This is a genomic window from Mesorhizobium sp. RCAM 05104, assembly GCF_059683645.1.
On sequence record NZ_CM185033.1, the window covers coordinates 2835554 to 2860335 of the forward strand.

At 62.9% G+C, this 24782-nt stretch carries 23 protein-coding genes, 1 pseudogene and 1 riboswitch; of the genes and pseudogenes, 6 read left to right on the plus strand and 18 right to left on the minus strand.

What is annotated here, in order from left to right:
* Positions 1 to 69 precede the first annotated feature (69 nt).
* Positions 70 to 147, plus strand: a riboswitch (SAM riboswitch).
* A gap of 57 nt (positions 148 to 204) precedes the next feature.
* Positions 205 to 1392: an O-succinylhomoserine sulfhydrylase gene (locus AC56QP_RS14035; protein WP_497100443.1), complete on the plus strand. Its 1188-nt coding sequence runs from the start codon at positions 205 to 207 to the stop codon at positions 1390 to 1392.
* 9 nt (positions 1393 to 1401) lie between these two features.
* On the opposite strand, the gene AC56QP_RS14040 is transcribed toward AC56QP_RS14035, so the two are convergent.
* Positions 1402 to 2553, minus strand: a complete 1152-nt coding sequence (locus AC56QP_RS14040) for a ceramide glucosyltransferase (RefSeq protein WP_489859345.1) — start codon at positions 2551 to 2553, stop codon at positions 1402 to 1404.
* A 227-nt stretch (positions 2554 to 2780) separates the two neighbouring features.
* Between AC56QP_RS14040 and apaG the strand changes: the two genes are divergently transcribed.
* Entirely contained in the window at positions 2781 to 3173 is a 393-nt protein-coding gene (apaG, locus tag AC56QP_RS14045; protein WP_091579771.1) for a Co2+/Mg2+ efflux facilitator ApaG/CorD, read from the plus strand.
* A 64-nt stretch (positions 3174 to 3237) separates the two neighbouring features.
* On the opposite strand, the gene AC56QP_RS14050 is transcribed toward apaG, so the two are convergent.
* From AC56QP_RS14050 to AC56QP_RS14060, 3 genes are all read right to left on the minus strand, one after another.
* Positions 3238 to 4269, minus strand: a complete 1032-nt coding sequence (locus AC56QP_RS14050; protein WP_489859344.1) for an Hsp33 family molecular chaperone — start codon at positions 4267 to 4269, stop codon at positions 3238 to 3240.
* Between the two features lie 78 nt (positions 4270 to 4347).
* Positions 4348 to 5259 carry an ornithine carbamoyltransferase gene (argF, locus tag AC56QP_RS14055; protein ID WP_489859343.1) on the minus strand — a complete coding sequence of 304 codons (912 nt, stop codon included), beginning with the start codon at positions 5257 to 5259 and terminating at the stop codon, positions 4348 to 4350.
* Between the two features lie 14 nt (positions 5260 to 5273).
* On the minus strand, positions 5274 to 6473 hold the full coding sequence (locus AC56QP_RS14060) for an aspartate aminotransferase family protein (RefSeq protein ID WP_489859342.1): 1200 nt from the start codon (positions 6471 to 6473) through the stop codon (positions 5274 to 5276).
* A 357-nt stretch (positions 6474 to 6830) separates the two neighbouring features.
* Between AC56QP_RS14060 and AC56QP_RS14065 the strand changes: the two genes are divergently transcribed.
* Positions 6831 to 7349 (plus strand): GcrA family cell cycle regulator, encoded by a 519-nt coding sequence (locus AC56QP_RS14065; RefSeq protein ID WP_489859341.1) that lies wholly within the window; start codon positions 6831 to 6833, stop codon positions 7347 to 7349.
* 67 nt (positions 7350 to 7416) lie between these two features.
* Here AC56QP_RS14065 and AC56QP_RS14070 read toward each other — a convergent pair whose 3' ends face one another.
* The 3 genes and pseudogenes from AC56QP_RS14070 to AC56QP_RS14080 form a co-directional block, all read right to left on the minus strand.
* Entirely contained in the window at positions 7417 to 8427 is a 1011-nt protein-coding gene (locus AC56QP_RS14070) for a magnesium and cobalt transport protein CorA (protein WP_489859340.1), read from the minus strand.
* Positions 8428 to 8517: 90 nt separating this feature from the next.
* A complete protein-coding gene (gene phoU, locus AC56QP_RS14075) occupies positions 8518 to 9243 on the minus strand; it encodes a phosphate signaling complex protein PhoU (protein WP_256748881.1) in 726 nt (241 codons plus the stop codon).
* A gap of 114 nt (positions 9244 to 9357) precedes the next feature.
* Positions 9358 to 10624, minus strand: a pseudogene (locus tag AC56QP_RS14080) (ATP-binding protein).
* A 216-nt stretch (positions 10625 to 10840) separates the two neighbouring features.
* Here AC56QP_RS14080 and ppk2 point away from each other — a divergent pair.
* The gene (gene ppk2 / locus AC56QP_RS14085; RefSeq protein WP_489859338.1) at positions 10841 to 11743 is read left to right on the plus strand and encodes a polyphosphate kinase 2; all 903 of its coding nucleotides are present in this window, start codon (positions 10841 to 10843) and stop codon (positions 11741 to 11743) included.
* A 107-nt stretch (positions 11744 to 11850) separates the two neighbouring features.
* Here the strand turns inward: ppk2 and AC56QP_RS14090 are convergent, their stop codons facing one another.
* The 3 genes from AC56QP_RS14090 to AC56QP_RS14100 form a co-directional block, all read right to left on the minus strand.
* On the minus strand, positions 11851 to 12600 hold the full coding sequence (locus AC56QP_RS14090; RefSeq protein WP_489859337.1) for an enoyl-CoA hydratase-related protein: 750 nt from the start codon (positions 12598 to 12600) through the stop codon (positions 11851 to 11853).
* 14 nt (positions 12601 to 12614) lie between these two features.
* Entirely contained in the window at positions 12615 to 13253 is a 639-nt protein-coding gene (locus AC56QP_RS14095) for an acyl-homoserine-lactone synthase (RefSeq protein WP_091579742.1), read from the minus strand.
* 97 nt (positions 13254 to 13350) lie between these two features.
* The gene (locus tag AC56QP_RS14100; protein WP_489859336.1) at positions 13351 to 14082 is read right to left on the minus strand and encodes a helix-turn-helix transcriptional regulator; all 732 of its coding nucleotides are present in this window, start codon (positions 14080 to 14082) and stop codon (positions 13351 to 13353) included.
* A gap of 258 nt (positions 14083 to 14340) precedes the next feature.
* Here AC56QP_RS14100 and AC56QP_RS14105 point away from each other — a divergent pair, with 258 nt between their 5' ends.
* Positions 14341 to 15192, plus strand: a complete 852-nt coding sequence (locus tag AC56QP_RS14105) for a transporter substrate-binding domain-containing protein (protein WP_489859335.1) — start codon at positions 14341 to 14343, stop codon at positions 15190 to 15192.
* 96 nt (positions 15193 to 15288) lie between these two features.
* Here the strand turns inward: AC56QP_RS14105 and AC56QP_RS14110 are convergent, their stop codons facing one another.
* A complete protein-coding gene (locus AC56QP_RS14110; RefSeq protein WP_489859334.1) occupies positions 15289 to 15702 on the minus strand; it encodes a tellurite resistance TerB family protein in 414 nt (137 codons plus the stop codon).
* Between the two features lie 155 nt (positions 15703 to 15857).
* On the opposite strand from AC56QP_RS14110, the gene AC56QP_RS14115 reads away from it, so the two are divergent.
* Complete coding sequence (locus AC56QP_RS14115; protein WP_489859333.1) at positions 15858 to 17504, plus strand: lysine--tRNA ligase; 1647 nt, start codon at positions 15858 to 15860, stop codon at positions 17502 to 17504.
* Here AC56QP_RS14115 and AC56QP_RS14120 read toward each other — a convergent pair.
* The 7 genes from AC56QP_RS14120 to AC56QP_RS14150 all read right to left on the minus strand — a co-directional run bounded on the left by AC56QP_RS14120 (position 17470) and on the right by AC56QP_RS14150 (position 24769).
* Positions 17470 to 18321: a thermonuclease family protein gene (locus AC56QP_RS14120; RefSeq protein ID WP_489859332.1), complete on the minus strand. Its 852-nt coding sequence runs from the start codon at positions 18319 to 18321 to the stop codon at positions 17470 to 17472. The genes AC56QP_RS14115 and AC56QP_RS14120 overlap by 35 nt on opposite strands.
* Before the next feature lie 9 nt (positions 18322 to 18330).
* Positions 18331 to 18981, minus strand: coding sequence for a S24 family peptidase (locus tag AC56QP_RS14125; RefSeq protein ID WP_489859331.1), 651 nt, complete (start codon positions 18979 to 18981; stop codon positions 18331 to 18333).
* Positions 18982 to 19104: 123 nt separating this feature from the next.
* On the minus strand, positions 19105 to 19404 hold the full coding sequence (locus AC56QP_RS14130; RefSeq protein WP_497100442.1) for a hypothetical protein: 300 nt from the start codon (positions 19402 to 19404) through the stop codon (positions 19105 to 19107).
* Positions 19405 to 19509: 105 nt separating this feature from the next.
* On the minus strand, positions 19510 to 20055 hold the full coding sequence (locus AC56QP_RS14135) for a thioesterase family protein (RefSeq protein ID WP_489859330.1): 546 nt from the start codon (positions 20053 to 20055) through the stop codon (positions 19510 to 19512).
* A gap of 65 nt (positions 20056 to 20120) precedes the next feature.
* Positions 20121 to 22340: a 3-hydroxyacyl-CoA dehydrogenase NAD-binding domain-containing protein gene (locus AC56QP_RS14140; RefSeq protein ID WP_489859329.1), complete on the minus strand. Its 2220-nt coding sequence runs from the start codon at positions 22338 to 22340 to the stop codon at positions 20121 to 20123.
* Between the two features lie 14 nt (positions 22341 to 22354).
* A complete protein-coding gene (locus AC56QP_RS14145; protein WP_489859328.1) occupies positions 22355 to 23563 on the minus strand; it encodes an acetyl-CoA C-acetyltransferase in 1209 nt (402 codons plus the stop codon).
* A gap of 33 nt (positions 23564 to 23596) precedes the next feature.
* Complete coding sequence (locus tag AC56QP_RS14150; RefSeq protein ID WP_489859327.1) at positions 23597 to 24769, minus strand: acyl-CoA dehydrogenase family protein; 1173 nt, start codon at positions 24767 to 24769, stop codon at positions 23597 to 23599.
* Between the last annotated feature and the right edge of the window lie 13 nt (positions 24770 to 24782).

Here is a 24782-nt window from a genome sequence, read left to right on the forward strand (position 1 = left end):
GGAAGCTGCTTGGTACAAACCTCTTAATCAAGCCGGCAATTGACGCAAGCGTGGCGCGGGTCTAAAGGGTCGTTATCCCGTGGTGATTTGGCCGGTCGGCTTGCAGCCACGTTAAACAAGTCGCTAAAGGACCGTCGGGCCGCAAGGCCGTATGGACCGGTTGCGACTTTCGCGGCCGGTTTTTTTGTGTCTGGAACAAGAACGATGAGCACCAAGAAGCGCAACTGGAAACCTCAGACAGCCCTCGTACACGCCGGAACCCTGCGTTCTCAATTCGGCGAGACCTCCGAGGCGATGTACCTCACCCAGGGTTATGTCTATGAGACGGCGCAGGCCGCCGAAGCCCGCTTCAAGGGCGAGGAGCCGGGCTTCATCTATTCGCGCTACGCCAATCCGACAGTCGACATGTTCGAAAAGCGCATGTGTGCGCTGGAAGGCGCCGAGGATGCGCGCGCCACCGCGTCGGGCATGGCGGCGGTGACCGCTGCCCTTCTGTGCAGCGTCAAGGCCGGCGACCATATCGTGGCGGCGCGCGCGCTTTTCGGCTCCTGCCGCTGGGTGGTCGAGACCCTGGCGCCTCGATACGGCATCGAGGCAACGCTGGTCGACGGCACCGACATCGCCAACTGGGAAAAAGCGGTCAGGCCGAATACCAAGCTGTTCTTCCTGGAAAGCCCGACCAACCCGACGCTGGAAGTGGTCGACATCGCCGCTGTTGCCGCACTCGCCAATTCTATCGGCGCGCGGCTCGTCGTCGACAATGTCTTCGCCACCCCCTTGCAGCAGAAACCCTTGCAGCTTGGCGCGCATATCGTCGTCTATTCGGCGACCAAGCACATTGACGGCCAAGGACGATGCCTTGGCGGCGTCATCCTGTCGGACAAGAAGTGGATCGACGAGAACCTGCACGACTATTTCCGCCACACCGGCCCCAGCCTGTCGCCGTTCAATGCCTGGACGCTGCTGAAGGGCTTGGAGACGCTGCCGCTGCGCGTGCGCCAGCAAACGGAGAGCGCCGGCAAGATCGCCGACTTCCTCGCCGAACAGCCGCAGATCGCGCGCGTCATCTATCCCGGCCGGGCCGACCACCCACAGGCCGATATCGTCAAGAAGCAGATGTCGGGGGGCTCGACGCTGATCTGCCTCGACGTCAAGGGCGGCAAGCAGGTGGCCTTCGCCTTGCAGAACGCGCTCGACATCGTGCTGATCTCCAACAATCTCGGCGACGCCAAGAGCCTGATCACCCATCCGGCGACCACGACGCACAAGAATTTGAGCGACGAAGCCCGCGCGGAACTCGGCATCGGGCCTGGCACGCTCAGGCTTTCGGTCGGCCTGGAGGATACAGACGATCTGCTCGAGGATATCGCGCAGGCACTGAAGGCCAAGTAACAGAGGCCTTCAGGCGCTCGACGGCGTCTCTTCCAGTTCGGCCGCCTTGGTGCCAATGGTCATCGCGTTACCGCGCCAGTCGACGGCGCCGCCGAGCCAGCCGCGTGCCCACATCACCGGCAGGATCATGTCGCGCACCACCATCGCCGCGATCATGCGGGGCGACAGGTACCAGCCCTTGGCCGAGGCCAGGGCGCATTCCGGAAGATAGAAGGCTGCCAGCACGGCGATGCAGGTCAGCGGCAGGCTGAAGCCGGTGCTTGCCGCCGCAACCAGCGCAAGCACCAGCGGCACCGCCGCGCCAGTCAGGATCTCGGGCGCGAAGAACAGCGGGAAGGTGACACGGCGCAGGCGCGCCCAACGCGCCTGGCGCGACCAGATTTCGCCGAGCGTGCGCCGGCCGAGCGGCTGCTCGAAGGGCGAGGCGACGAGATTGACGCGCAGGCCGAGGCCGTTGACCAGCTTGGTCGCCGCAGCGTCCTCGGCGATTTCGGCGGCCAGGGCGCGGATGCCGCCACTGGCGTCGAGCATCGGCTTGTTCCACAACATGCTCTTGCCCTGGGCAAAACCAAGGCCCAGCGCCTCGCCGGCATATTGCCAGCGCGCCTGCAGCGTGTTGAGGAAGGCACATTCGACTTCGGCCCAGAAGCCGTCCGGCCGCGAGCCGATCGGCGTCGAGCAGACAAGGCCGGTGTCCGGCCGCCAGGCCGCCATCAGGTGCTGAACGTAATCTCCAGGCATCAACACGTTGGAATCGGCCAGGATGACCCAGTCGTGGCGCGCCGCTTCCCAACCCTTGACGCAATTGTTGAGCTTCGGATTGGCGCTGACGCGGTCGTCGCCGAACAACAGGCGGGCCGGCACCGCCGGAAAACGGGCGATGGCGGCGCGGATCAATCCGACCACCGGATCATCGGCCTGGGCGACGCAGAAGATCAGTTCGTAGCGCGGCCAGTCGAGCGAGAAGGCGCGCTCCAGGGTCTCGTGCGTGAACGGCTCGACGCCACGCGACGGCACGACGATCGACACCGGCTGTGACTTGCCAGCCGGCGCTGCGATGACGCGGCGTCGCTTCAGACGCGAAGCGGCGAACACGATGCTGGCGAGGTTTGAGACAATGAGAACAGTCGAAAGCAAGGCGGCTATGAGAGTGAGTTCCATCGAGATCCGGTCACTCCAGAAAAAGCCGGCCTCCATGGCGACCGCTTTCGACAGTTCGGCAGAGCGCCCGAGTCGCCAGGCACTGGTTGGCGCACACCATCATTGTCATGTGTCACTTAAATGACATTCTTTGTCGGCACCTGCCTATCAGGTCGGAATGACGGGGCACACCGTTGACCAGCCCGCGAGGAGCGCCGAAAATTGCCGGGACTGTTTTGGAGTCGCTTATGTACCGCGCCGTCACGCGCAACATCGAAGTGCAGGTCAGGCCGTTCTATCTGGAGGATCGCTCGGATCCGTCCGAGAACCGCTATGTCTGGGGCTATCAGATAACGATCGACAACCAGTCGGACGAGTTCGTGCAGCTGTTGTCGCGCTATTGGCACATCACCGACGGCACCGGCCGGGTCGAGGAAGTGCGCGGCGCCGGCGTCGTCGGCGACCAGCCCGAACTCAATCCCGGCGACAGCTATCAATACACGTCCGGCTGCCCACTTTCGACACCGTCAGGGATCATGGTCGGGCATTACACGATGCGCAACAAGCGGGGCGAGACGTTTGACATCGCCATCCCCGCCTTCTCGCTCGACCTGCCGGGTACGCGGCGCACGGTGAATTAGTCTCGGGCTTGGGCGCCAATGCCCTCACCGGCCGCGAAGCAGCCGGTGAGACGTGGTTCTTTCGCTATTGAGCCGCGAATTCCGCCGGGTCGAAGTCATATTGCTTCGAGCAGAATTCGCAGGCGACGTGGATGCCGCCATCCTCGGTGCTGTCCTTGATCTCCTGCGCGGAGAAGCCTTCGAGGATGCCGCGGATCTTGTCTCGCGAACACGAACACTGATCGGCGACCGGAACACCGCCGAAGACGCGCACGCCCTGCTCGTGGAACAGCCTGTAGAGCAGCCGCTCGGCGCCGATCGTCGGGTCGATCAGCTCGGTCGGCTCGATGGTGCCGAGCAACGCCAGCAGTTCCTGCCAGGAATTGTCGGCCGGATCGTTGATTTCGTCGCGCGGATCGCCATCGCCACCCGGCAGGTCCGGCACACGCATACGCTCGGGCGACTGCGGCAGGAACTGCGCCAGGATGCCGCCGGCGCGCCACTGTTCGCGTGCGCCACCGATGCCGGGCGTCAACAGCTTGGCCACCGAAAGCCTGAGATCGGTCGGAATCTGCTCCGACTGGCGGAAATAGGTACGTGCCGCGTCTTCGAGCGTTTCGCCGTCGAGCTGGACAATGCCCTGATAGCGCTGCGTGTGAGCACCCTGGTCGATGGTCAGCGCCAGCACACCGCTGCCGAGCAGCGTCTGCTGCGACGTTTCGCCAGCGGCGATGAGCGCCTCGAGCCGGTCGGCATCGAAACGCGCATAGGCCCGCAGTGCCGTAGGCGTGGAAAAATCCGCGACCAGCATGTCAACCGGACCATCGGTGCGGGTCTGCAGGATGAACTTGCCCTCGAACTTGAGCGATGTGCCGAGCAGCACCGTCAGCACACAGGCTTCCGCCAGCAGGCGGGCGACCGGCTCGGGATAGTCGTGGCGGCTCAGAATGGCGTCGAGCATTGGCCCGAGCTGAACGGTACGGCCGCGCACGTCGAGCGTGCCGACCTCGAAGGGAACGACGTGATCGTCGCCGGCGTAGCCGAATTCGCCGAGTTTGGGGTGATGTTCAGTCACTTGATGGGTTTCCAACATGACAAAGCTCCAGGGCGCGGCCATGCCGCCCTGTGGGGCGCATGCGTCGAAACGCGCTTGATTTGCGTGATGCGGCGCAAATAGGGATCGCGCCGCCGCAGATCAAGCGCCAAGACACCAGGCAAGGACAGCCTTCTGGGCATGGAGCCGGTTCTCGGCCTCGTCGAAGACCACCGAGTGTGGTCCATCGATGACTTCGTCGGTCACTTCCTCGCCGCGATGCGCCGGCAGGCAATGCATGAACAGTGCGTCCGGCTTGGCCCGGGCCATCAGCTTGGCATTGACCTGATAAGGCGAGAACACGTTGTGGCCGCGGGCGCGATGCTCCTGGCCCATCGACACCCAGCAATCGGTGACGACGCAATCGACCTGGTCGACGGCTTCCTCGGCCGAGCGGGTGAAGTGCAGCTTGCCGCCATGCGCTTGCGACCAGTCGATATGCTTCTGTGCCGGCTCGCTGCCCTCGGGAACGGCGACGTTGAGGTTGAAGCGGAACCGCGCCGAGGCCTCGAGCAGCGAATGCAGCACATTGTTGCCGTCGCCGGTCCAGGCAAAAGTCTTGCCGGCAACCGGACCGCGATGCTCCTCGAAGGTCATGATGTCGGCCATCAGCTGGCAGGGATGGGTGTCGTCGGTCAGCCCGTTGATCACCGGCACGGTGGCGTTCTCGGTCAGCTCCAGCAGCCGCTCATGCGAGGTGGTGCGGATCATGATCGCGTCGACATAGCGCGACAGCACCTTGGCGGTGTCGGCGATGGTCTCGGAGCGGCCGAGCTGCATTTCGGTGCCGGTCAGCATGATGGTCTCGCCGCCGAGCTGGCGCATGCCGACGTCGAAGGAGACGCGCGTGCGCGTCGACGGCTTGTCGAAGATCATCGCCAGCACCTTGCCCTCGAGCGGCTTTGTCCGCTCGCCAGCCTTGAGGCGAGCCTTTCGTACCACCGCATCGTCGAGCATGAAGCGCAGGTCGCCTTCGGAAACGGCGGAAAGATCGGTGAAATGACGGGGGCTCATCAGGATCTTTCGAATTACTTCGCGGCAGCGGAGCCGATCGCCTCCGCCAGGCCCTTGGCGCCGGCGCGGATGCGGTTGAGCGCTTCGTGGATTTCGGCGTCGGTGACGGTGAGCGGCGGCAGCAGCCGAATGACATTGTCACCGGCCGGAACCGCCAGCAGGTGCTGGTCGCGCAGCGCCATGTTCACCTTGGTGTTGGGCATGGCGCATTTGAGGCCGAGCATCAGCCCAACGCCCCTGATGTCCTCGATGACTTCGGGAAACTCGTCGGCGACCGACGCCAGCCCCTGCTTCATCAGCAACGCCTTGCGCTGGACATCTTCGAGGAAACCGTCTTCCAGCACCACGTCGAGCACGGCGTTGCCGACGGCCATGGCCAGCGGGTTGCCGCCGAAAGTGGTGCCGTGAACGCCAGCGGTCATGCCGACAACCGCTTCATCGGTGGCGAGGCAGGCGCCCATCGGGAAACCGCCGCCAATGCCCTTGGCGATCGCCATGATGTCGGGCGTGACGCCGGACCATTCGTGCGCGAACAGCTTGCCGGTGCGACCGATGCCGCACTGGACCTCATCATAGATCAGCAACAGGCCGTGCTGGTCGCAGAGCTGCCGCAGCCGCTTCAGCGATTGCGGCGGCACCGGGCGGATGCCGCCCTCGCCCTGCACCGGTTCGATCAGGATCGCGGCGGTTTCCGGCGTGATCGCCTTTTCGGCGGCGTCGATGTCGTCGAAGCCGACCTGGTCGAAGCCTTCGACCTTGGGCCCGAACCCTTCAAGATATTTGTACTGGCCGCCGGCCGCGATGGTCGCCAGCGTGCGGCCATGGAAAGCGCCTTCGAAGGTAATGACGCGGAAGCGCTCGGGATGTCCCTTGACGAAGTGGTAGCGCCGCGCCGTCTTGATCGCGCATTCCAGCGCCTCGGCGCCGGAATTGGTGAAGAACACCTTGTCGGCGAAGGTGGCATCGGCCAGCCGTTCGCCAAGCCGGCTCTGCCCGGGGATCTCGTAGAGATTGGAGACGTGCCAAAGCTTTGCGGCCTGCTCGGTGAGCGCGGCGACCAGATGCGGATGGCTGTGGCCCAGCGAATTGACGGCAATGCCGCCGGCGAAATCGAGATATCGCTCGCCCTTGTCGGTAACCAGCCAGGTGCCCTCCCCATGGTCGAAAGCCAGGGGTGCGCGAGAAAAGGTCTCGAAAAGCGCCGAACCGCTCATTATATGCGTCTCCGGTACCGGAAAATCAAAAAAGCCGCCAATGCGGCGGCCTGTGCGGCTTATCGTGTTTTTCGGCCATGAAGTCAACGAAAACGTCGCGCATAGGCACGCGGCAAGCCCCCTAACGAGACGCCGGCTCATAAGCGACCGGGCAAGTTGGGGAAAACCGAAAAAACCGATTCGTGTTGCACTTGGGACTCTTGTCACCGAGTCAGCGCATAGAGTAGTTGTAGTCGAGAAATAACTAGATTTCGTGCGGCGGACCTAATCACCAGATATATGTGGTGTCTGCCCTAGCAATTTTGCTGGGTCGGGAATGGATTCCGATTGCCGCACGCTTAGCAGGAGCGCGGTCTCATGAACTGGACTGACGAGCGGGTTGAACTTCTCAGGAAACTGTGGTCGGAGGGTCTGAGCGCAAGCCAGATTGCTGCCCAGCTGGGCGGGGTCAGCCGCAATGCGGTCATCGGCAAGGTGCATCGGCTGAAGCTGTCGGGCCGCGGACGCGCAACGGCGACGCCGGCACGCCAGAAGAAGACGGCGCAAGGATCGACCGTTCAGAAATCGGTGTCGCGCGCCGCGAGCGCCACACGCCACGTCACGACATCGCTCGGCGCGACGGCCCTGCAGACGCAGTTCGACGCCGAGCCGGTGGCACGCCACTATATCCGCCCGGTCGAAAATGTCGTGCTGCCGATCTCACGGCATCTGCAGCTCGTCGAGCTGACAGAGCGGACCTGCAAATGGCCGAATGGCGATCCGCTTTCGGAGGACTTCCATTTCTGCGGCAACGACGCCGCCGAAACCGGTCCCTATTGCAAGTACCACGCCCGCGTGGCGTTCCAGCCCGCATCGGAGCGGCGTCGCAGTCGTTGAGCGAATAGCTAATAGCGACAGCTTTGTATCAGTGATCGAGCAAGCCTTTTACGCTACTCGCTCTCTTTCACAGCCAGCCATTCTTGCGGAAACGCCAGTACAGGAACGAGCAGATCAAGGCGATCACCGCCAAGACCATGGGATAGCCGTATTCCATCTTCAGTTCCGGCATATCGCTGAAATTCATGCCGTATATGCCGGCGAATGCCGTCGGCACCGCCAGAATGGCGGCCCACGAAGCGAGCTTCTTGGAGATTGCCGTTTCCTGGCTCTGGCCAACCAGCAGGCTCGCCTCGAAAGCGAACGCCAGCACTTCGCGCAGACTGTCGATCTTTTCCTGCACGGTGCGGATGTGATCAGTCACGTCGCGGAACAACGGGTGCATGGCCGTATGGATCTGCGGCAGGTCGGCACTGGTCAGCCGGCGACAGACTTCGACCAGCGGCAGCGCCGCATTGCGCAGGCGCAAAAGGTCGCGTCGCAGCATATAGAGCCGCTCGATGTCGCGGCCGGTCATCGGCTTCAGCAGGACCTTGTCCTCGATCGCCTCGACCTCGTCCTCGATCTGCTCGAGCACGGGCATGTAGTTGTCGACGATGAAATCGAGAATGGCATAGAGGACGAAATCCTCGCCCTTGGCGAGCGAATGCGGGCAGCTTTCCCAGTGCTGGCGTACGGCGGCATAGGATGTCGAGGGACCGTGCCTGACGCTGACGATGTAGCCGCTGCCAACGAACAGATGCGTCTCGCCGAAGGTGACGCGGCCATCGATGAGCTGGGCGGTGCGGGCAACGATGAACAGCGCATCGCCATATTGCTCGATCTTCGGCCGCTGGTGCGGGTGCTCGGCATCCTCGATGGCCAGTTCATGCAGATGGAATTGCGCCTTGACGCGCAGCAGCAGGTTGCGGTCGGGCTCGAGCAGGCCAATCCAGACGACATGACCGGACTTCTTTGCCCATTCGCCGGCCTCCTCGATTGGAATGTCGGCAACGCGACGGCCGGCCGTGTAGACGCTGGAGGCGACAATGCCGGAGGTTGGCGGCGGCGCCGGCGTCAGGTTCCGAACATTTTCCATCACGACCTCCTGAAGGGCGGACCCAGGTCCATGACCAGGAAAGTACGCGGAGCTTAACGCAATTCCCGAAAGCCTTCGAGTGGCGGCCGTTCACTTAACCGGTAGCGTGCCGGAAAGGCCTATCTTGTCCGTCTTGTCGCCCTTCGGCCGTTCGGCCGGCATCTGATCGCCGGTGACGATATAGTAGATGGTCTCGGCGATGTTGGTGGCGTGATCGCCGATACGCTCGATATTCTTGGCGCAGAACAGCAGATGCGTGCAAGGCGTGATGTTGCGCGGATCTTCCATCATGTAGGTCAGCAATTCGCGAAACAGCGATGTGTACATGGCGTCGATCTGGTCGTCGCGGTCGCGCACGAAGCCGATCTTGTCCACCGAGCGCGATGCGTAGACGTCGAGCACTTCCTTGAGCTGGGTCAGCGCCAGATTGGCCAGAGCCTCGAGGCCGCGGAACAGGCTGGTCGGCTGGCGTCCGTCGATAACGGCGACCACCCGCTTGGCAACGTTCTTGCCGAGATCGCCGACCCGTTCAAGGTCGGCGGAGATGCGGATGGCGCCGATGATCTCGCGCAGATCCGTCGCCATCGGCTGTCGCTTGGCGATGATGATGATCGCCTTGTCGTCGATCTCGCGCTGGCCTTCATCCAGCACGGCGTCGTCGCGGATGACCTTCTGGGCCAGCCCCGGATCGGCATTGACCAGTGCGGCGATCGCCTGCTCGACCATGCGCTCGGCATGGCCACCCATCGCGGCGATGCGCTTTGACAGGTAATTCAGCTCCTCGTCATAGGCGCTGACGATGTGCACGGACTGCATGGACCAAATGCCTTCCCAAGGGATGTGTTGACTTGAGTCGTTCCTCGAATCCCCACCGATACGCTAGCCGGATGACAGAAAAAAGAAACGGTCTTCTGGGAAACTAGGGCGGTATCAGTGCGTCGGCAAATGAACCGAGAAGGCCGCTCCCTTACCGACTTCGGACTTGATGGAAAGCCGGGCATTGTGGCGGGTCAGGATATGCTTGACGATCGACAGGCCAAGGCCGGTGCCTTTCTGGGTCCGGCTGGTCTCGACATCGATGCGATAGAAGCGCTCGGTGATGCGCGGAATGTGTTCCTCGGGAATGCCGGGGCCGAAATCCCTGATGGTTACGTCGATGCCCGGTTCGGAATCGGCATCGCCGCGTGCGATCGACACCACGACGCGCCCGCCCGACTGCCCGTATTTGCAGGCGTTTTCCAGCAGATTCTCGAAAACCTGGAAAAGCTCGTCGCGGTCGCCTGGCACATCAAGCGGCCCCTCGGCGAAATCCCGCTCGATGACAACGCCGTTTTCCCTGGCCAGCGGACCGAGCGAGATCGATGACGCTGTCGACGGTCTGGCGCAGATCGACCTCGGTTCCCGGCTTCAGATAGGGCTTCATCTCGAGCCGCGACAGCGACAACAGGTCGTCGATCAGACGCGCCATGCGGCCGGTCTGGCTCTGCATGATCTGCAGGAACTGATCGCGTGCCGCCGGGTCGTTGCGCGCCGGGCCGCGCAGTGTTTCGATGAAGCCGGCGATCGAGGCGAGCGGCGTGCGCAGCTCGTGGCTGGCATTGGCGATGAAGTCGGCGCGCATGCGGTCGATCCTGCGCGCTTCGCTCTGGTCCTTGAACACCAGCACATAGAGATCGGTGCCGTGGCCGACCGAGGACGCGCTCACCCGGTAGGCCCGTTCGACCGGCAGCTTCTCGGTGTAGTCGACGACATCCGAGGCGACATCACCCGACAGCACACCGTCCAGCAGAGCCTGCATTTCCGGCGCCCGGAATTTCAGCGACAGCGACATGCCCGGCGCGATCCCGCCGAAGGCGGCGAAGGCGGCGGCGTTGGCATGGACGATGGTGGCGGTACGGTCGAAAATGATCAGCGGATCGGCGACGGCCGCCGCCAGATACTCGCCGGAGAGCCGCTGCAACCCGATCGCCTCGATGGCCGCGCCATTCTCGCCAGACTCGCGCGTGGCACCGGCCGGCAACAGCGCCGCCCCTAGCAGCATGGCCAGCGCCGGCAGCAGCACATATGCTGAGATACCGGCAAGGGCATAGACCGCGAGAACAGCGAGGAGGCTCGCCGCGAGCAGCCAGCGGCTGTTCCACAGCCGGGTGGCAATGGTTTGCGCCACGCCCCTGTCATCCGCGCCCCGGTCAGCCATACGCGCGCCCCGCATTCTTGCGCTTCGCCGGCCGGTCCCCTGGCAACTTCGCGCTGGACCGGCTTCGCGCATGACACCGAAAATCGGGATCGATTTTCGGAAAGGATCATGCGCAAATTAAAAAGTGCTACAGCGTCCTTTGCGCGTCCAAATGGACGCGCGGCGCTGTAGTGGCTCCCAATAGCATGAGTCCGGCAGCTGGAAAGGTTCGTCTCCATGAAAAAAGCCAAGGAAAACTCCGCCGCTCCGACATCGGGACCGCTGAAGATCAGGGTCGACGGCAAGGAGCGGGAGTTTGACATCGAGAATCCGACGCTTCCAAGCTGGGTCGAAGAGCGCAAGCTGACCGCCGGCGGCTACCCCTACGACAAGAAGATGAACAGCGACGAGTATGACGCGATGCTCGAGCAACTGCAGATCGAGCTGGTCAAGGCGCAGGCGTGGCTGCAATCGACCGGCAAACGGGTGATGGCGCTGTTCGAGGGCCGTGACGCTGCCGGCAAGGGCGGCACGATCTTCGTCCTGCACCAGTACATGAACCCTCGAACCGCACGCAACGTGGCGCTGACCAAGCCGACCGAACCGGAGCGCGGTCAGTGGTATTTCCAGCGCTATGTGGAGCACTTCCCGACATCCGGCGAATTCGTCACCTTCGACCGCTCCTGGTACAACCGCGCCGGCGTCGAGCCGGTGATGGGTTTCTGCACGCCGAAGCAGCACGAGCAGTTTCTGGACGAAACGCCGCATTTCGAGCGGATGATCTGCAACGAAGGCATCCACTTCTTCAAATTCTGGCTGAACATCGGCCAGGAAACGCAGCTCGAGCGCTTCCACGATCGCCGCTACAGCCCGCTGAAGAGCTGGAAGTTTTCGCCCATCGACATAGCCGGCATCACCAAGTGGGACGACTATACCAAAGCGCGCGACACCATGTTCAAGCGTACCCACAAGCAGTTCGCGCCATGGATCATCGTGCGGGCCAATGACAAGCGGCGCGCGCGGCTGGCGGTGATGCGGCGCATCCTTTTGTCGCTGCCCTATGATGGCCGCGATCTCGGCATCATCGGCAAGGAAGACAAGAAGATCATCGGCGAAGGACCGTCGTTTTTGAAAGAATAGGCCGGCCCACTGGCCGTGCCTGGGAAACCAAGGACTGACGCCTTTTTGCGCCGCGCAGCCAGCAGGCCGCGCGGCGCGTCATTATCGAGACCTTTCGGCGGAACCGCTCAGGCAGCCAGCCGGGCGATCCGCTGCAAGCGCCGCAGCGTGGTGTCATCCTGCAGCGCCTGCTGGAAAAGCGAAATCTCCTGATCGATGCGCTCGCACAACTCGCCGGTGTTGCCCTTGAGCAGGCCGCGCGTCTGCAGCAAGGCGGCGACCGGCTTCTTGACGAGCTGTCTCGCCCGGCCGAGAGCCGCTTCCTCGACGCTGCCGCCCGGCACGATCTCGGCAACGAGGCCGAGCGCCCTGGCGTCCTCGGCGCGAAGTGTGTCGCCGAGGCAGAAGAAGCGGAAGGCACCGGCATAGCCGAGCTTCTGCGGCGCCAGGATGCTGGTCGCCGCATCCGGGACCAGGCCGAAATCGACGAACGGCACCCTGAAAGTGCTTTGGCTCGACGCAATCACCATGTCGCAATGGAACAGGATGGTGCAGCCGACGCCGACGGCATCGCCATCAACGCAGGCAAGGATGGGCTTCGGAAACGTGGCCAACGTGCGAAACAGATCGGTGACGGCGGCGATCAGCTTCTGGTGCTTGGTGGCGTCGAGGAATTCGGAGAAGTCGCCGCCGAGACAGAAGCAGCCTGCCAGGCCGCGCAGCACGACGACGCGGACCTCCTCATTGTTGGCAGCTTCATGGAAAGTCTTGGCCAGGCTTTCATAGGCTCTTCTGTCCAGCACCGGCCGGCCGTCATTCGACGATACGGTAACGACCAGCGTGTGGTTGCGGAGTTCGGGTTGTGGATGTGTGTTCATGACTGTCTCCGATCTCACGACGCACGCCTTTGTCCGAGCATGTCGGGGTATCCCCTGGCCAGAACGGGGGCGAAATGATTGCGGCGCGAACGCACCACATCGAGCGTGTGCTCATTGAAGGAAAGCAAGGTTGCGACGACCTGCTGGTTGCCATAGGTGCGCTGATAGCCAAGCGGTGTCGCCAGGAAATGCAGCTGCAATGCACGCAGGACCCACATCGGCTCGAACTCGATGATCATCTGGTTCACATTGCGCTTCAGCCCCCACTCGACGAAGCCAGCAATCAGTTCGGTACCGACAGTCGACACGCCGCGACGGCCGTCTCGAAAGCCGGGAGCAACCGCATAGCGGGTCAACTCGTAGATGTTCGGACCGGAGGGTGGCGTTCCTTCGAAGAGGTCGGTCAGCACCTCGGTCAGGAGATGCCCGCGCGTCGTCGGCAATAGCCTCTGGTAGCCCGCGACTTCGTCGCCCCTGATGACGATCTGGTGGATGGCCTCGTCATGATCGAACTGATCGCGTTCGAATCCGTCGGGGCGCCTGAGATCCTCCCATCCCATCTCTTCGACAAATATCTTGTAGCGTAGCCGATGGACGGCCTCCCAAAGGTCAGGACGTTCCATCAATTCTTGGGTTGTAAGGGAAAAAAGCATTCTGCCGTCTCCTGGGTTCAGAGGAAGATACGGCCGTGCTTCGACGAGAAAATTGCGTGATCACGTAGGCAAGAATTTCTAGGCCGGCACGGCCGACCTAACTAATGTAGCCGCGCCTTATCGCCTCCGCGACGGCTTGCACCCGGTTGACGGCACCGAGTTTACCTTTGGCGTTAAGAAGGTGTTTCTCCGAGGTGTGTTCGGAGATGCCCAGGATTTGCGAAATCTCCCATTCGGACTTGCCGACGGCGGCCCATTGCAGGCATTCGCGCTCGCGCGGCGTCAATTCGATATGATCGATGGTCTTGTTCGCCATGGTGTGGAGCTGCATGGCGCGACCAACCGCATAGGTCGACACCAGCGACACCTGGCCGAACTCTGCCGCCGACAACTCCACAGCCTCACCGCCCAGCGACACCATGACGATCTGGCCGTCGAGCGTAACCAGCGGGAAGGCCAGCCCGTCGCGCAACTTGAACACGCCGGCATCGCCCATCACTTCGCCGCTGCTCTTGTCGATGCTGATGGCCTGAGAGGCCTCGCGCCACTGGAAGGGTGCCTGCAGCTGTTTCATATGGCTGACGACCGGGTCGTGATCGACATAGTTGCGCGCGACATAGCGCTCCAGCCATTCAACGGGCCAGTCGCAGAGAAGCACGTGCTGTTTTTGCAGGCCGGCCGGCGTGCCTGGCTGCGGCACGGTTCCCGCCATCAGCGCGGTGAGACCGAAATCCGACGTTATGCCCAGAAGCTTTTCGCAGACCGCGGCCGCCGTTCCGGCGTGCTGCAGTTGATCTATGAATTCCAGCGTGCGATCGAACTGACTCATCGCAACATCAATCCCATGTTGCCTCATGCATTTCGATCAATGGTCCGTGCCTGATTTGCACTCGCCACTGACCCTGGATTGCAAAGCACTCGCTCCCGGTTGTGGTTCTCGACCTTGATTTCCCAACCAAGGCAATCACCGCTGTTTGCAAACTCGCTAAATCATATCCTGAAATCGACGGGTTGAAATCAAAAACCATTGTACCTGTACCATTTTCATACCAAAACCCTGCGAACACGACTGCGGCGGAGTTTTATCGTGGCGTTCCAGTGGAGGTCCTTCGTTCTTGCGTCGATGCTGGTCGCGGCGCTGTTGGTCGCCAATGGCGCGCGCGCCGCGGACCCGCAGGTTCCGGTGCTGTGGGATACCAAGGAGCGATTGCCCAAGCCGGACCTTTCGGCGCTGCCGCGACTGAGATTCCTGACGACCACGGACTTCCCGCCCTTCAATTTCCTCGACGGCGCGGGAAAACTGTCCGGGTTCCACATCGATCTGGCGCGCGCCATATGCGCCGAGCTCAGCATCGTCGAAAAATGCCAGATCCAGGCATTGCCCTGGGCCGAGTTGGAAGGCGCGCTGCAGAAAGGCGAAGGCGAGGCGATCATCGCCGGCATCGCCGCAACGGCGCAATCGCGCTCGACATACGCCTTCTCGCGCTCTTACCTGCAGTTTCCGGCGCGCTTCGTGATGGCGAAGGGTACGGCGCTGACCGATCCGGTCTTCGACAAATTGCGCGGCAAGCGTGTCGGCGTGATCGCCGGCTCGGCCCATGAGCGCATGCTGCGCGACTATTTCAACACCGTTCAGGTCGTCCCCTTCGACAAGCCGGAAGACCTCTACAGCGATCTCAAGACTGGCAAGATCGACGCCGCCTTCGGCGACGGCATGCGCCTGGCCTTCTGGCTGGGCGGCTCGGATGCAGCGGGATGTTGCCGCTTTGCCGGCGGTCCCTACCTGGCGCCCGAATATCTGGGCTCGGGCATGGCCATCGCCACCAAGGCGGACAATCCGGCGCTGGCCGCCGCGCTCGACTACGCGCTGCAGGAAATTTCGATGAAAGGGACGTTTGCGGAATTCTACCTGCGCTATTTCCCGGTCAGTTTTTACTGATCCGGCGATCCGGCCGGTCAGCTTTTTCCAGGCCACAATCCCGAAAAGCTGAACCGGTTTTCGGAAAAGACATGACCATACCGGAACCCGGGGGGATCAGTTCAAGGTTCGCAGCCTCGCCTTGGCCGCGCGCGCGATTGCCGCGACGGTCAGCGTGTCGAGATCGAGCTGCCGGCGGATCAGCTGCAGCACCCGCACCTCTTCCAGCCGCATTTCGAGATCGACGGCGGCCACTTCGAAGGCGGCGGCATAGGCGGTGTCGCGCAAGCGCTCCGGCAGGGCCTCGGCGACGCGCGCCAGAACCCCCTCAAGCCCATCCTTTTCGTGCAGCATCTTCTGGCAGGACTGGGCGACCGAAACCAGCCGGCTGTGATTGAAATCCTCGAACACCGGCCAGGAGCGGACGACGTCGCCGATCCGCGCCAGTTCGACATCGGTCATGTCGCGATCGGATGCCGAAGTGATGACCATCAGGTAGATCAGGGCTTCGTGCGGCGTCGGCAGAGGCATTTCTTACTCCTTGAACAGGTCCCGAAGGTAGGAGCGCGGTACCCGTGCCGCAAGGAAAAAGCGCCGCACTCGTTGACGCTCCGGCCATGCGCGCCTAGAGACCGATTGAAAAAACAGCCCCGGCGATGCCGGCGAATGATTTGGAAAACAGTACCATGGCGGGATCAAACATCATCGATCTCAATCCCGAGCTGCTGGCGGCCGCCGCCGAGAGCAAGGCATGGCCGTTCGAAGAAGCCAAAAAGATCGTCGAGCGCTACAAAGGCGCCGACTTTCCCGACACGATCCTGTTCGAGACCGGCTACGGCCCGTCCGGCCTGCCGCATATCGGCACGTTCGGCGAAGTGGCGCGCACGTCGATGGTGCGGCATGCCTTTCGCGTGCTGACGCAGGACAAGGTCGCGACCAAGCTGCTTTGCTTTTCCGACGACATGGACGGCATGCGCAAGATACCCGATAGCGTGCCGGATCGCTCGGCACTGGAGCCGCACCTGCACAAGCCGCTGTCGTCGGTTCCCAATCCCTTCGGCGACGACTATGCGAGCTTTGCCGATCACAACAACGCGATGCTTTGCCGCTTCCTGGACACGTTTGGCTTCGACTACGAGTTCGCCAGCGCGACGCAATATTACAAGTCGGGCCGTTTCGACGCGATGCTGCTGCGCGCCGCCGAACGCTATGACCAGATCATGGCGGTGATGCTGCCGACGCTCGGCTCCGAGCGGCAGGCGACCTACAGCCCGTTCCTGCCGATTTCGCCGAAGAGCGGCCGCGTGCTTTACGTTCCCATGAAGCATGTCGACGCCAAGGCCGGTACCATCACCTTCGACGACGAGGGTACAGAGACGACGCTTTCGATCACCGGCGGCAAGGTGAAGCTGCAATGGAAGCCGGATTTCGGCATGCGCTGGGCGGCACTTGGCGTCGATTTCGAAATGTTCGGCAAGGACCACCAGACCAATGCGGTGGTCTATGACCGCATCTGCAACATTCTGGGCGGGCGGGCGCCGGAGCATTTCGTCTATGAACTGTTCCTCGACGAGAACGGCCAGAAAATCTCGAAATCCAAGGGCAACGGCCTGACCATCGACGAGTGGCTGACCTATGCGCCGACCGAGAGCCTCGGGCTCTACATGTACCAGCGGCCGCGGCAGGCCAAGAAGCTGTATTTCGACGTCATCCCGAGAGCGGTGGACGAATATTATGCATTCCTCGCCGCCTATCCCCGGCAGGATTGGAAGGAGCGGCTGGGCAACCCGGTCTGGCATATGCATGATGGCAATCCGCCGGTCATCGACATGCCGGTGCCGTTCTCGCTGCTGCTCAACCTGGTCAGCGCCTCCAACGCGCAAAACAAGGATGTGCTTTGGGGCTTCATCTCGCGCCATACGCAGGGCGTAACGCCGCAGACGCATCCCGAGCTCGACCAGCTGGTCGGCCATGCGATCCGCTATTTCGACGACTTCGTGAAGCCGACGAAAACCTTCCGCCCAGCCGACGAGGTCGAGCGCGCGGCGCTGGAAGAGCTCGACAAGGCGCTTGGCGCCCTGCCGGCGGGCGCCAACGGCGAAGCAATCCAGAATGCTTCGCTCAACGTCGCACGCAAGATCGAGCGCTATCAGGACCATTCCAAGCAAAGCCCCGAGGGCGGCCCTGGCGTTTCGGGTGCTTTCTTCCAGATGATCTATCAGGTGCTGATCGGCCAGGAGCGCGGCCCGCGCTTCGGTTCGTTTGCCGCGCTCTACGGCATTGCCGAGACGCGGGCGCTCATTGAGCGGGCGCTGGCTGGTCAGCTGGCTTGAGAACGCCGTCGACCTCTTCCAGGATCGAGCTTGGCGCGTCAGGCGCCGGGCTCGGTGCCGCCGGCATCGACGGCATACCGGAAAGGTTCGGCGCCGATCCGAAAATGCCTTTCTTTTCGGTGCGTGCCTTTTCGCCGGCTTCGACATAGGGCCCGCCCTTGGCGGCGCGCGCCCAGCCGTTTTCGACCAGCCATTGACCGACATCCAGCTTGCCAATCCGGCATTCGGCGGCGATCAGGTCGCGGCCACCCTCGGGCGGCACGGTGCAGGCCACCGCGCGGCCGCGCAGGAACGCGCGGAACGCCGTCCGCGCCCGGACGCCGCACGGCCAGGATTTGCCGTCATCGCTACAGGTCTCATCCTGCCTGACGACGTCGATGCCGGAAACCGCGACCGAATAGCCCTTCGCTTCGATCAGGCCGGCGGCCGACGCTACGGGCTGGAACAGTTTCGTCCCGTTCCAGTCGTCGGGCATTTTCGGCTTGGGCGGCACGGCCAGCGCCAGCTTGCTCAGCGGCGCGCGCGGCTCGACACGTTCAAGCCCCTCGGCGGGAAGCTCCGGTGGCGCGATGACCTGGGGATCGATCGCCCTCGAATGCGGTGCCGGCTTCGGCGGCTGGGGGGCGGCCAGGGAAGAAGTGGCCGGTTCTTCGGGCCCCGTGCCGGCGCCCTGTTGCGGGATCGTGTCGGCGCCCGGATCGACCTGGTCCACAGTCACGACGCTGTCGCTTCGCTTCAGCGTGCGACCGCCGGCGACGACCAGGGCCGCCATCACCGGGACGAGCAGAACCGCCAGGGCAAGATGAGGGAGCCGCACCAGCGTGGCCTACTGGCTTGCCCAGACAATCCGCGCCACCCATTCGACATCACGCATGGGAATGTCGCGGTCGGGATGATCGGGATTGAGCGAGACCAGCGCAATCGACTTGACGGTCTGGCGGTCCAGCACCTTGGCCATCACCTCGCCGGCGGTTGTCTTGACGACGACGCGATCGCCCTTGCGGGTGATGGCACCCGGCTCGACGATGAGGACGTCGCCATTGCGGTAGAGCGGGAGCATGGAATCGCCCTGCACCTGCAACGCGTAGGAACTTTCCGTCGATTGCGCCGGCAACTCGACCAGATCCCAGCCCTGCCCGACCGGAAAGCCGGCATCGTCGAAGAAGCCACCGGCACCGGCCTGGGCAAAGCCGAGCAATGGCACGGAGCGCCTGCGCGCGACCGATGCGCCATGCGACGATCCGTCCCGGCCTTCGATCAACCCTGTGAATTCGTCGAGCGAAGCGCCGGTCGCCTCGATGATCTTGGCCAGCGATTCGGTCGAGGGCCAACGCGGCCGGCCATCCGACGACAGACGTTTCGACTTGTTGAAGGCGGTCGAATCGAGGCCCGCGCGCCTTGCCAGACCCGAGGCCGAAAGCGAATAGCGCTCGGCAAGAGCATCGATGGCAGCCCAGACGCGGTCATGCGAGAGCAATCTCGCTCTCCTTCAGGACAGGAAAAAATACCTTTCCTTTCTATCGCGCGGACATCTCAATGTCCACCGGGGCGGCCGGCGGATCGCGCACAAAGCTGAGGCCCTTCCGGGCCGGACGTGAGCCTATGCGGCCATGCCTGCCATTGCCTTGGGCAGCCCCTTCTTGAGCTCTTCGGCATTCATCACCGGGACGAAGTCGACAGCGGCATTGAAGGCGAAGAAGAACCGCTCACCGAGGTACGGCATGTCGGAATTCTCTTTCATATCCACGAACAGATAGGCCGTTCGCTGACCCTTCTCGGCGGTGAAATAGGCCGCCTCCGGCTTCAGTTCCGACAGCGCGTGCTCGATGAACTTCCCCATGCTGCCGTCCTTGATCGCCTTGTTGCCCTCAACGGTCGGAACAGAAACTTTCAGCATCATGCGCATGACGATTCCTCCCTCCTCCAACGGCTTGTTAGCGATGTCTAATTTACCACTCGCGCTTCGCTTGGGAAGGCCGATGGGGCCCTGCTCCCGAAAGCTTGATCAGCCGGATGACTTGGCCAGGCCGCGCAGCCCCTGATGGGAGATCATGAACGCCCGTTCGGTTTCTGTAAGCGGGCGGGGGCGAACGGCGCGGCCAAGTGCTTTGACGACCTCGTCAATGTCGAGAAAGCGGCGAGCCCCGCGGTCGTAAACGCCGGCCGTCGTCATGATCAATGCGGCCGTTTCGCCATTGTCGAGGACGAAGCGGTGCTTGCCGACAACCTGGGTGCCTTCCCAGGTCTCGATCGACGACACGACCTCAAAACGCCGCCATAGCTTGATCTCGCGTGCGTAGACCGACTGCAGCCCGCCCATCATCGGCGCCCAGCCATTCTTCCTCGCCAGCCTGATGAGGCCGGCGCGCATAAACAGGTCGATGCGGCCGAGGTCCGCCAGCATCATGTAGCGCGCATTGTTGAGATGAATGTTGAAATCGATGTCGGTCGGCAGGCATCGAAAGGCCAGCCGGCTCTCGCCGCCCATCACATAAGGGCCACGGCTTCGTGCCGTGGCCATCATGCGCGCCATGCGCGCCCAGACATACATTACAGCGCCGCGCGTCCTCTTGGACGCGCAAGGGACGCCGTAGGACTCTTGATGCTATCCATGCGTCAGGCTGCCTGCTTCACGTCGCCCTTGGCGTAGGGATCGAAGCGCTGGTAGAAGGTCTCACCCTTTTCGGCCATGTCGAGCAGCAGCTTGGGCACCTTGAACTCGGCGCCGTATTTCTTTTGCAGGCTCTTGGCGATCTTGACGAACGCCTTGGCGCCGATGCCGTCGATATAGGACAGCGCGCCGCCGGTGTAGGGGGCGAAGCCAAAAGCCAGGATCGAGCCGACATCGGCCTCGCGCGGATCGGTGACGATGCCCTCTTCCATCACCCGCGCTGCTTCCAGCGCGATGGTGACCAGCAGCCGCTGCTGCAGTTCCTCATAGTCGACCTTCTCCGGCGCCAGCTGCGGATAGAGGTCCTTGAGGCCTGGCCACAGCTTCTTCTTGGCCGGCTTGGCGGGATAGTCGTAGAAACCCTTGCCGTTCTTGCGGCCGAAGCGGCCGTGCGTGTCGACCATGGTAGTGATCAGCGCCATCTGCTTCGGGTCGACGGCCTTGTCGCCGAGGTCCCTGATGGTCTGCTTCATGATCTTCTGGGCGAGGTCGATGGCCGTCTCGTCGGTCAGCGCCAACGGGCCGACCGGCATGCCGGCGGCCTTCGCCGCATTCTCGATCATCGGGGCAGGCACGCCTTCGATCAGCATCTTGTAGGCTTCCGACATGTAGCGCAGCACGCAGCGATTGACGTAGAAGCCGCGCGTGTCGTTGACGACGATCGGCGTCTTCTTGATGGCGCGCACGAAGTCGATTGCCGTGGCAAGTGCCTTGTCGCCGGTCTTCTTGCCCAGAATGATCTCGACCAGCATCATCTTGTCGACCGGCGAGAAGAAGTGGATGCCGATGAAGTTCTTCGGCCGCGCCGAATTCTTCGCCAGACCGGTGATCGGAATGGTCGAGGTGTTGGAGGCGAAGACCGCCGACGATTTCAGCACGGCTTCCGCCTGTTCGGTGGCGCTTTTCTTGACGGCCGAATCCTCAAACACCGCCTCGACGACCAGGTCGCAACCGGCGAGGTCGGCATAGTCGGCCGTCGGCGTGATCAGCGACAGAAGCTTGTCCCTCTCCTCGGGCTTGGCGCGCCCCTTCTTCACCTGATCCGAGACCAGGCTGTCGGAATGTGCCTTGCCCTTGGCGGCCGATTCCATGTCGCGGTCGAGCAGCACCACCGGGATGCCGGCCTTGGCCGTGACATAGGCGATGCCGGCGCCCATGAAGCCGGCGCCAAGCACGCCGATCTTCTTGAACCTGGTTTCCGGCACGCCGGCCGGACGGCGGGCGCCCTTGTTCAGCTCCTGCAGCGAGACGAACAGCGAGCGGATCATCGCCGCCGCTTCCCGGGTCTGCATGATCTCGGTGAAATAGCGCTGCTCGATGCGCAGGCCGGTGTCGAACGGCACCAGCAGGCCTTCATAGACGCATTTGAGGATCGCGGCGGCGGCCGGATAATTGCCATAGGTCTCGCGACGCAGGATGGCGATGGCTGGTGGCCACAGATTGGCGCCCGCCGCCGAATAGATCGGGCCACCGGGCAGCTTGAAGCCCTTCTCGTCCCACGGCGCCACCGGCTTCAAGCCGTTCTTGATCATCGCCTTGGCGGCTTCGACCAGCTTGGCCGGTTCGGCGATCTCATGGATCAGCCCCATCGACTTGGCCTTCTGCGGCGACAGCGCCTGGCCGGAGGTAAGCATCTGCAGCGCCTGCTGCTGATCGGTCAGCCGCGGCACGCGCTGGGTGCCGCCGGCACCCGGGAAGATGCCGATCTTCACTTCGGGAAGCGCCATCCTGACCTTGTCCGAGTCGGCTGCGACACGGCCGTGGCATGCAAGCGACAATTCGAAGGCGCCGCCCATGCAGGTGCCGTTGATCGCCGAAACCCACGGCTTTCCGCAAGTCTCCAGCTTGCGGAACAGGCCGGTCATGGTGCCGGCATTGTCGAACAGTGCCTTGGTCGCCTTTTCGACGTCCTTGGCCTTTTCCGCGGCGAAGGTCGTCAGCATCTTCTGCAGCAGGGTGATGTCGGCACCGCCGGAGAACGTATCCTTGCCGGAGGTGATCACCGCGCCCTTGATGGCCGCATCGCCAGCCACCTTGTCGACGATGGCGTTCAGCTCCCGCATCGCCTCTTCAGTGAAGACGTTCATCGAGCGGCCCGGCATGTCCCAGGTGACCAGCGCAATGCCGTCGGCGTCGATATCGAGGGTGAAATTGGTGTAGCTCATCGTTTCTCTCCCCGTCAGACGCGTTCGATGATCGTTGCGGTGCCCATGCCGGCGCCGATGCACAGCGTCACCAGCGCGGTGTTCAGGTCCCGGCGTTCGAGCTCGTCCAGCACCGTGCCCAGGATCATCGCGCCGGTGGCGCCGAGCGGGTGGCCCATGGCGATGGCGCCGCCATTGACGTTGATCTTGTCGTGCGGAATGTCGAAAGCCTGCATGTAGCGCAGCACCACCGAGGCGAAAGCCTCGTTGAGCTCGAACAGGTCGATGTCGGACAGCTTCATCTTGGCGCGCTTCAACAGTTTCTCGGTGACGTCGACCGGACCGGTCAGCATCAGCACCGGTTCGGAGCCGATGTTGGCGAAGGCGCGGATGCGGGCGCGCGGCTTCAGGCCCATGGCCTTGCCGGCCCTCTTCGAGCCGAGCAGCACGGCGGCGGCGCCATCGACGATGCCGGACGAGTTGCCGGCGTGGTGGACGTGGTTGACCTCTTCAACCTCGGGATGCTTCTGCACCGCAACGGCATCGAAGCCGCCCATTTCGCCAGGCATGACGAAGGACGGGTTGAGCGCGGCCAGCGACTGCATGTCGGTCGAGGGCCGCATGTGCTCGTCATGGTCGAGGATGGTCAGGCCGTTCTGGTCCTTGATCGGGATGACGGACTTCTTGAAACGACCATCGGCCCAGGACTTGGCGGCGCGCTTCTGGCTCTCGACCGCGTAGGCGTCGACGTCGTCGCGGGAGAAGCCGTATTTGGTGGCGATCAGATCGGCCGAGATGCCTTGCGGCACGAACCAGCCGGGCAGGCCGACCGAGGGATCCATGAACCAGGCACCGCCGGAGGCACCCATGCCGACGCGCGACATCGATTCAACGCCGCCGGCAATGACGATCTCGTCAGCGCCCTGGGCGATCTTGGCGGCGCCGAAATTGATGGCATCGAGACCGGAAGCGCAAAAGCGCGAGATCTGCATGCCGGGCGCCTTGGTGTCGTAGCCGGCCTCGAAGGCGGCGGCGCGCGGTATGACCGAGCCCGCCTCGCCGACTGGATCGACGCAGCCGAAGATGATGTCGTCGACATTGCCGGTGTCGAGTCCATTGCGATCGCGCAACGCCTCGAGCGTCTTGGCGGCAAGCCGCACCGCCGGCACTTCGTGCAGCGATCCGTCTTTCTTGCCCTTGCCGCGCGGCGTGCGCACGGCGTCGTAGACATAAGCGTCAGCCATTTCCTTGCTCCTTGGGTTTGCCTGATGTCGCTCTCAGAGAGAGCGGCCGATCAGCAATTTCATGATCTCGTTGGTGCCGCCGTAGATGCGCTGGACGCGGGCGTCGCGGAACATGCGGGCGATCGGATATTCATTCATGTAGCCATAGCCGCCATGCAATTGAAGGCACTCATCGACGACTTTTCCCTGCAGGTCGCTGAGCCAGTATTTCGCCATCGACGCCGTCACCGGATCGAGGCCGCCGGCGATGTGGCGGGTGACGCAATCATTGTAGAAGACGCGGCCGATGGTGGCTTCGGTCTTCAACTCGGCCAGCTTGAACTGGGTGTTCTGGAAATCGATGATCGCCTTGCCGAAGGCCTTGCGGTCCTTGACGTAGTCGATGGTCAGCGCCAACGCCCGCTCGATCATGGCGATGGCACCGGTGCCGATCTGCAGCCGCTCCTGCGGCAATTGCTGCATCAGTTGGACGAAGCCTTGTCCCTCCTCGTGGCCGAGCAGGTTGGAGGTCGGCACACGCACATCATTGAAGAACAGCTCCGATGTGTCGTTGGCCTTCAGCCCGATCTTGTCGAGGTTGCGGCCGCGCTCAAAGCCTTCCACCTCATCGGTCTCGACGACGATCAGCGAGGTGCCCTTGGCGCCCTTCTCCGGATCGGTCTTGGTGACGACGATGATGAAGTTGGCCAACTGGCCGTTGGTGATGAAGGTCTTGGAGCCGTTGATCTTGTACTGGTTGCCATCCTTCTGCGCCCGCGTCTTTACGCCCTGCAGGTCGGAGCCGGCGCCGGGCTCGGTCATGGCGATGGCGCCGATCAGTTCGCCGGTGGCCAGCTTCGGCAACCATTTCTTCTTCTGCTCTTCCGAACCATAATGAAGAACGTAGGGCGTAACGATCGAGTTGTGCAGGCCGATGCCGAAACCATCGACACCGACATGGCCGATCGCCTCGATGATGGCGCTCTCATGGGCGAAGGTGCCGCCCGAGCCGCCATATTCCTCCGGCATCGAAGCGCAGAGCAGACCGGCCGCACCAGCCTTCAACCAGCTCTCGCGGTCGACCATCTCGTTCTTCTCGAATTCGTCGTAGCGCGGCGCGATCTCTTCCGACATGAAGCGATGCGCCATGTCGTAGAGCATACCGACTTCATCCGCTGCCCAGGCGGGCTTCGGCAAAGAGAGCACTTCGGCGGGATTTGTCGCCACGATTTCCTCCGCG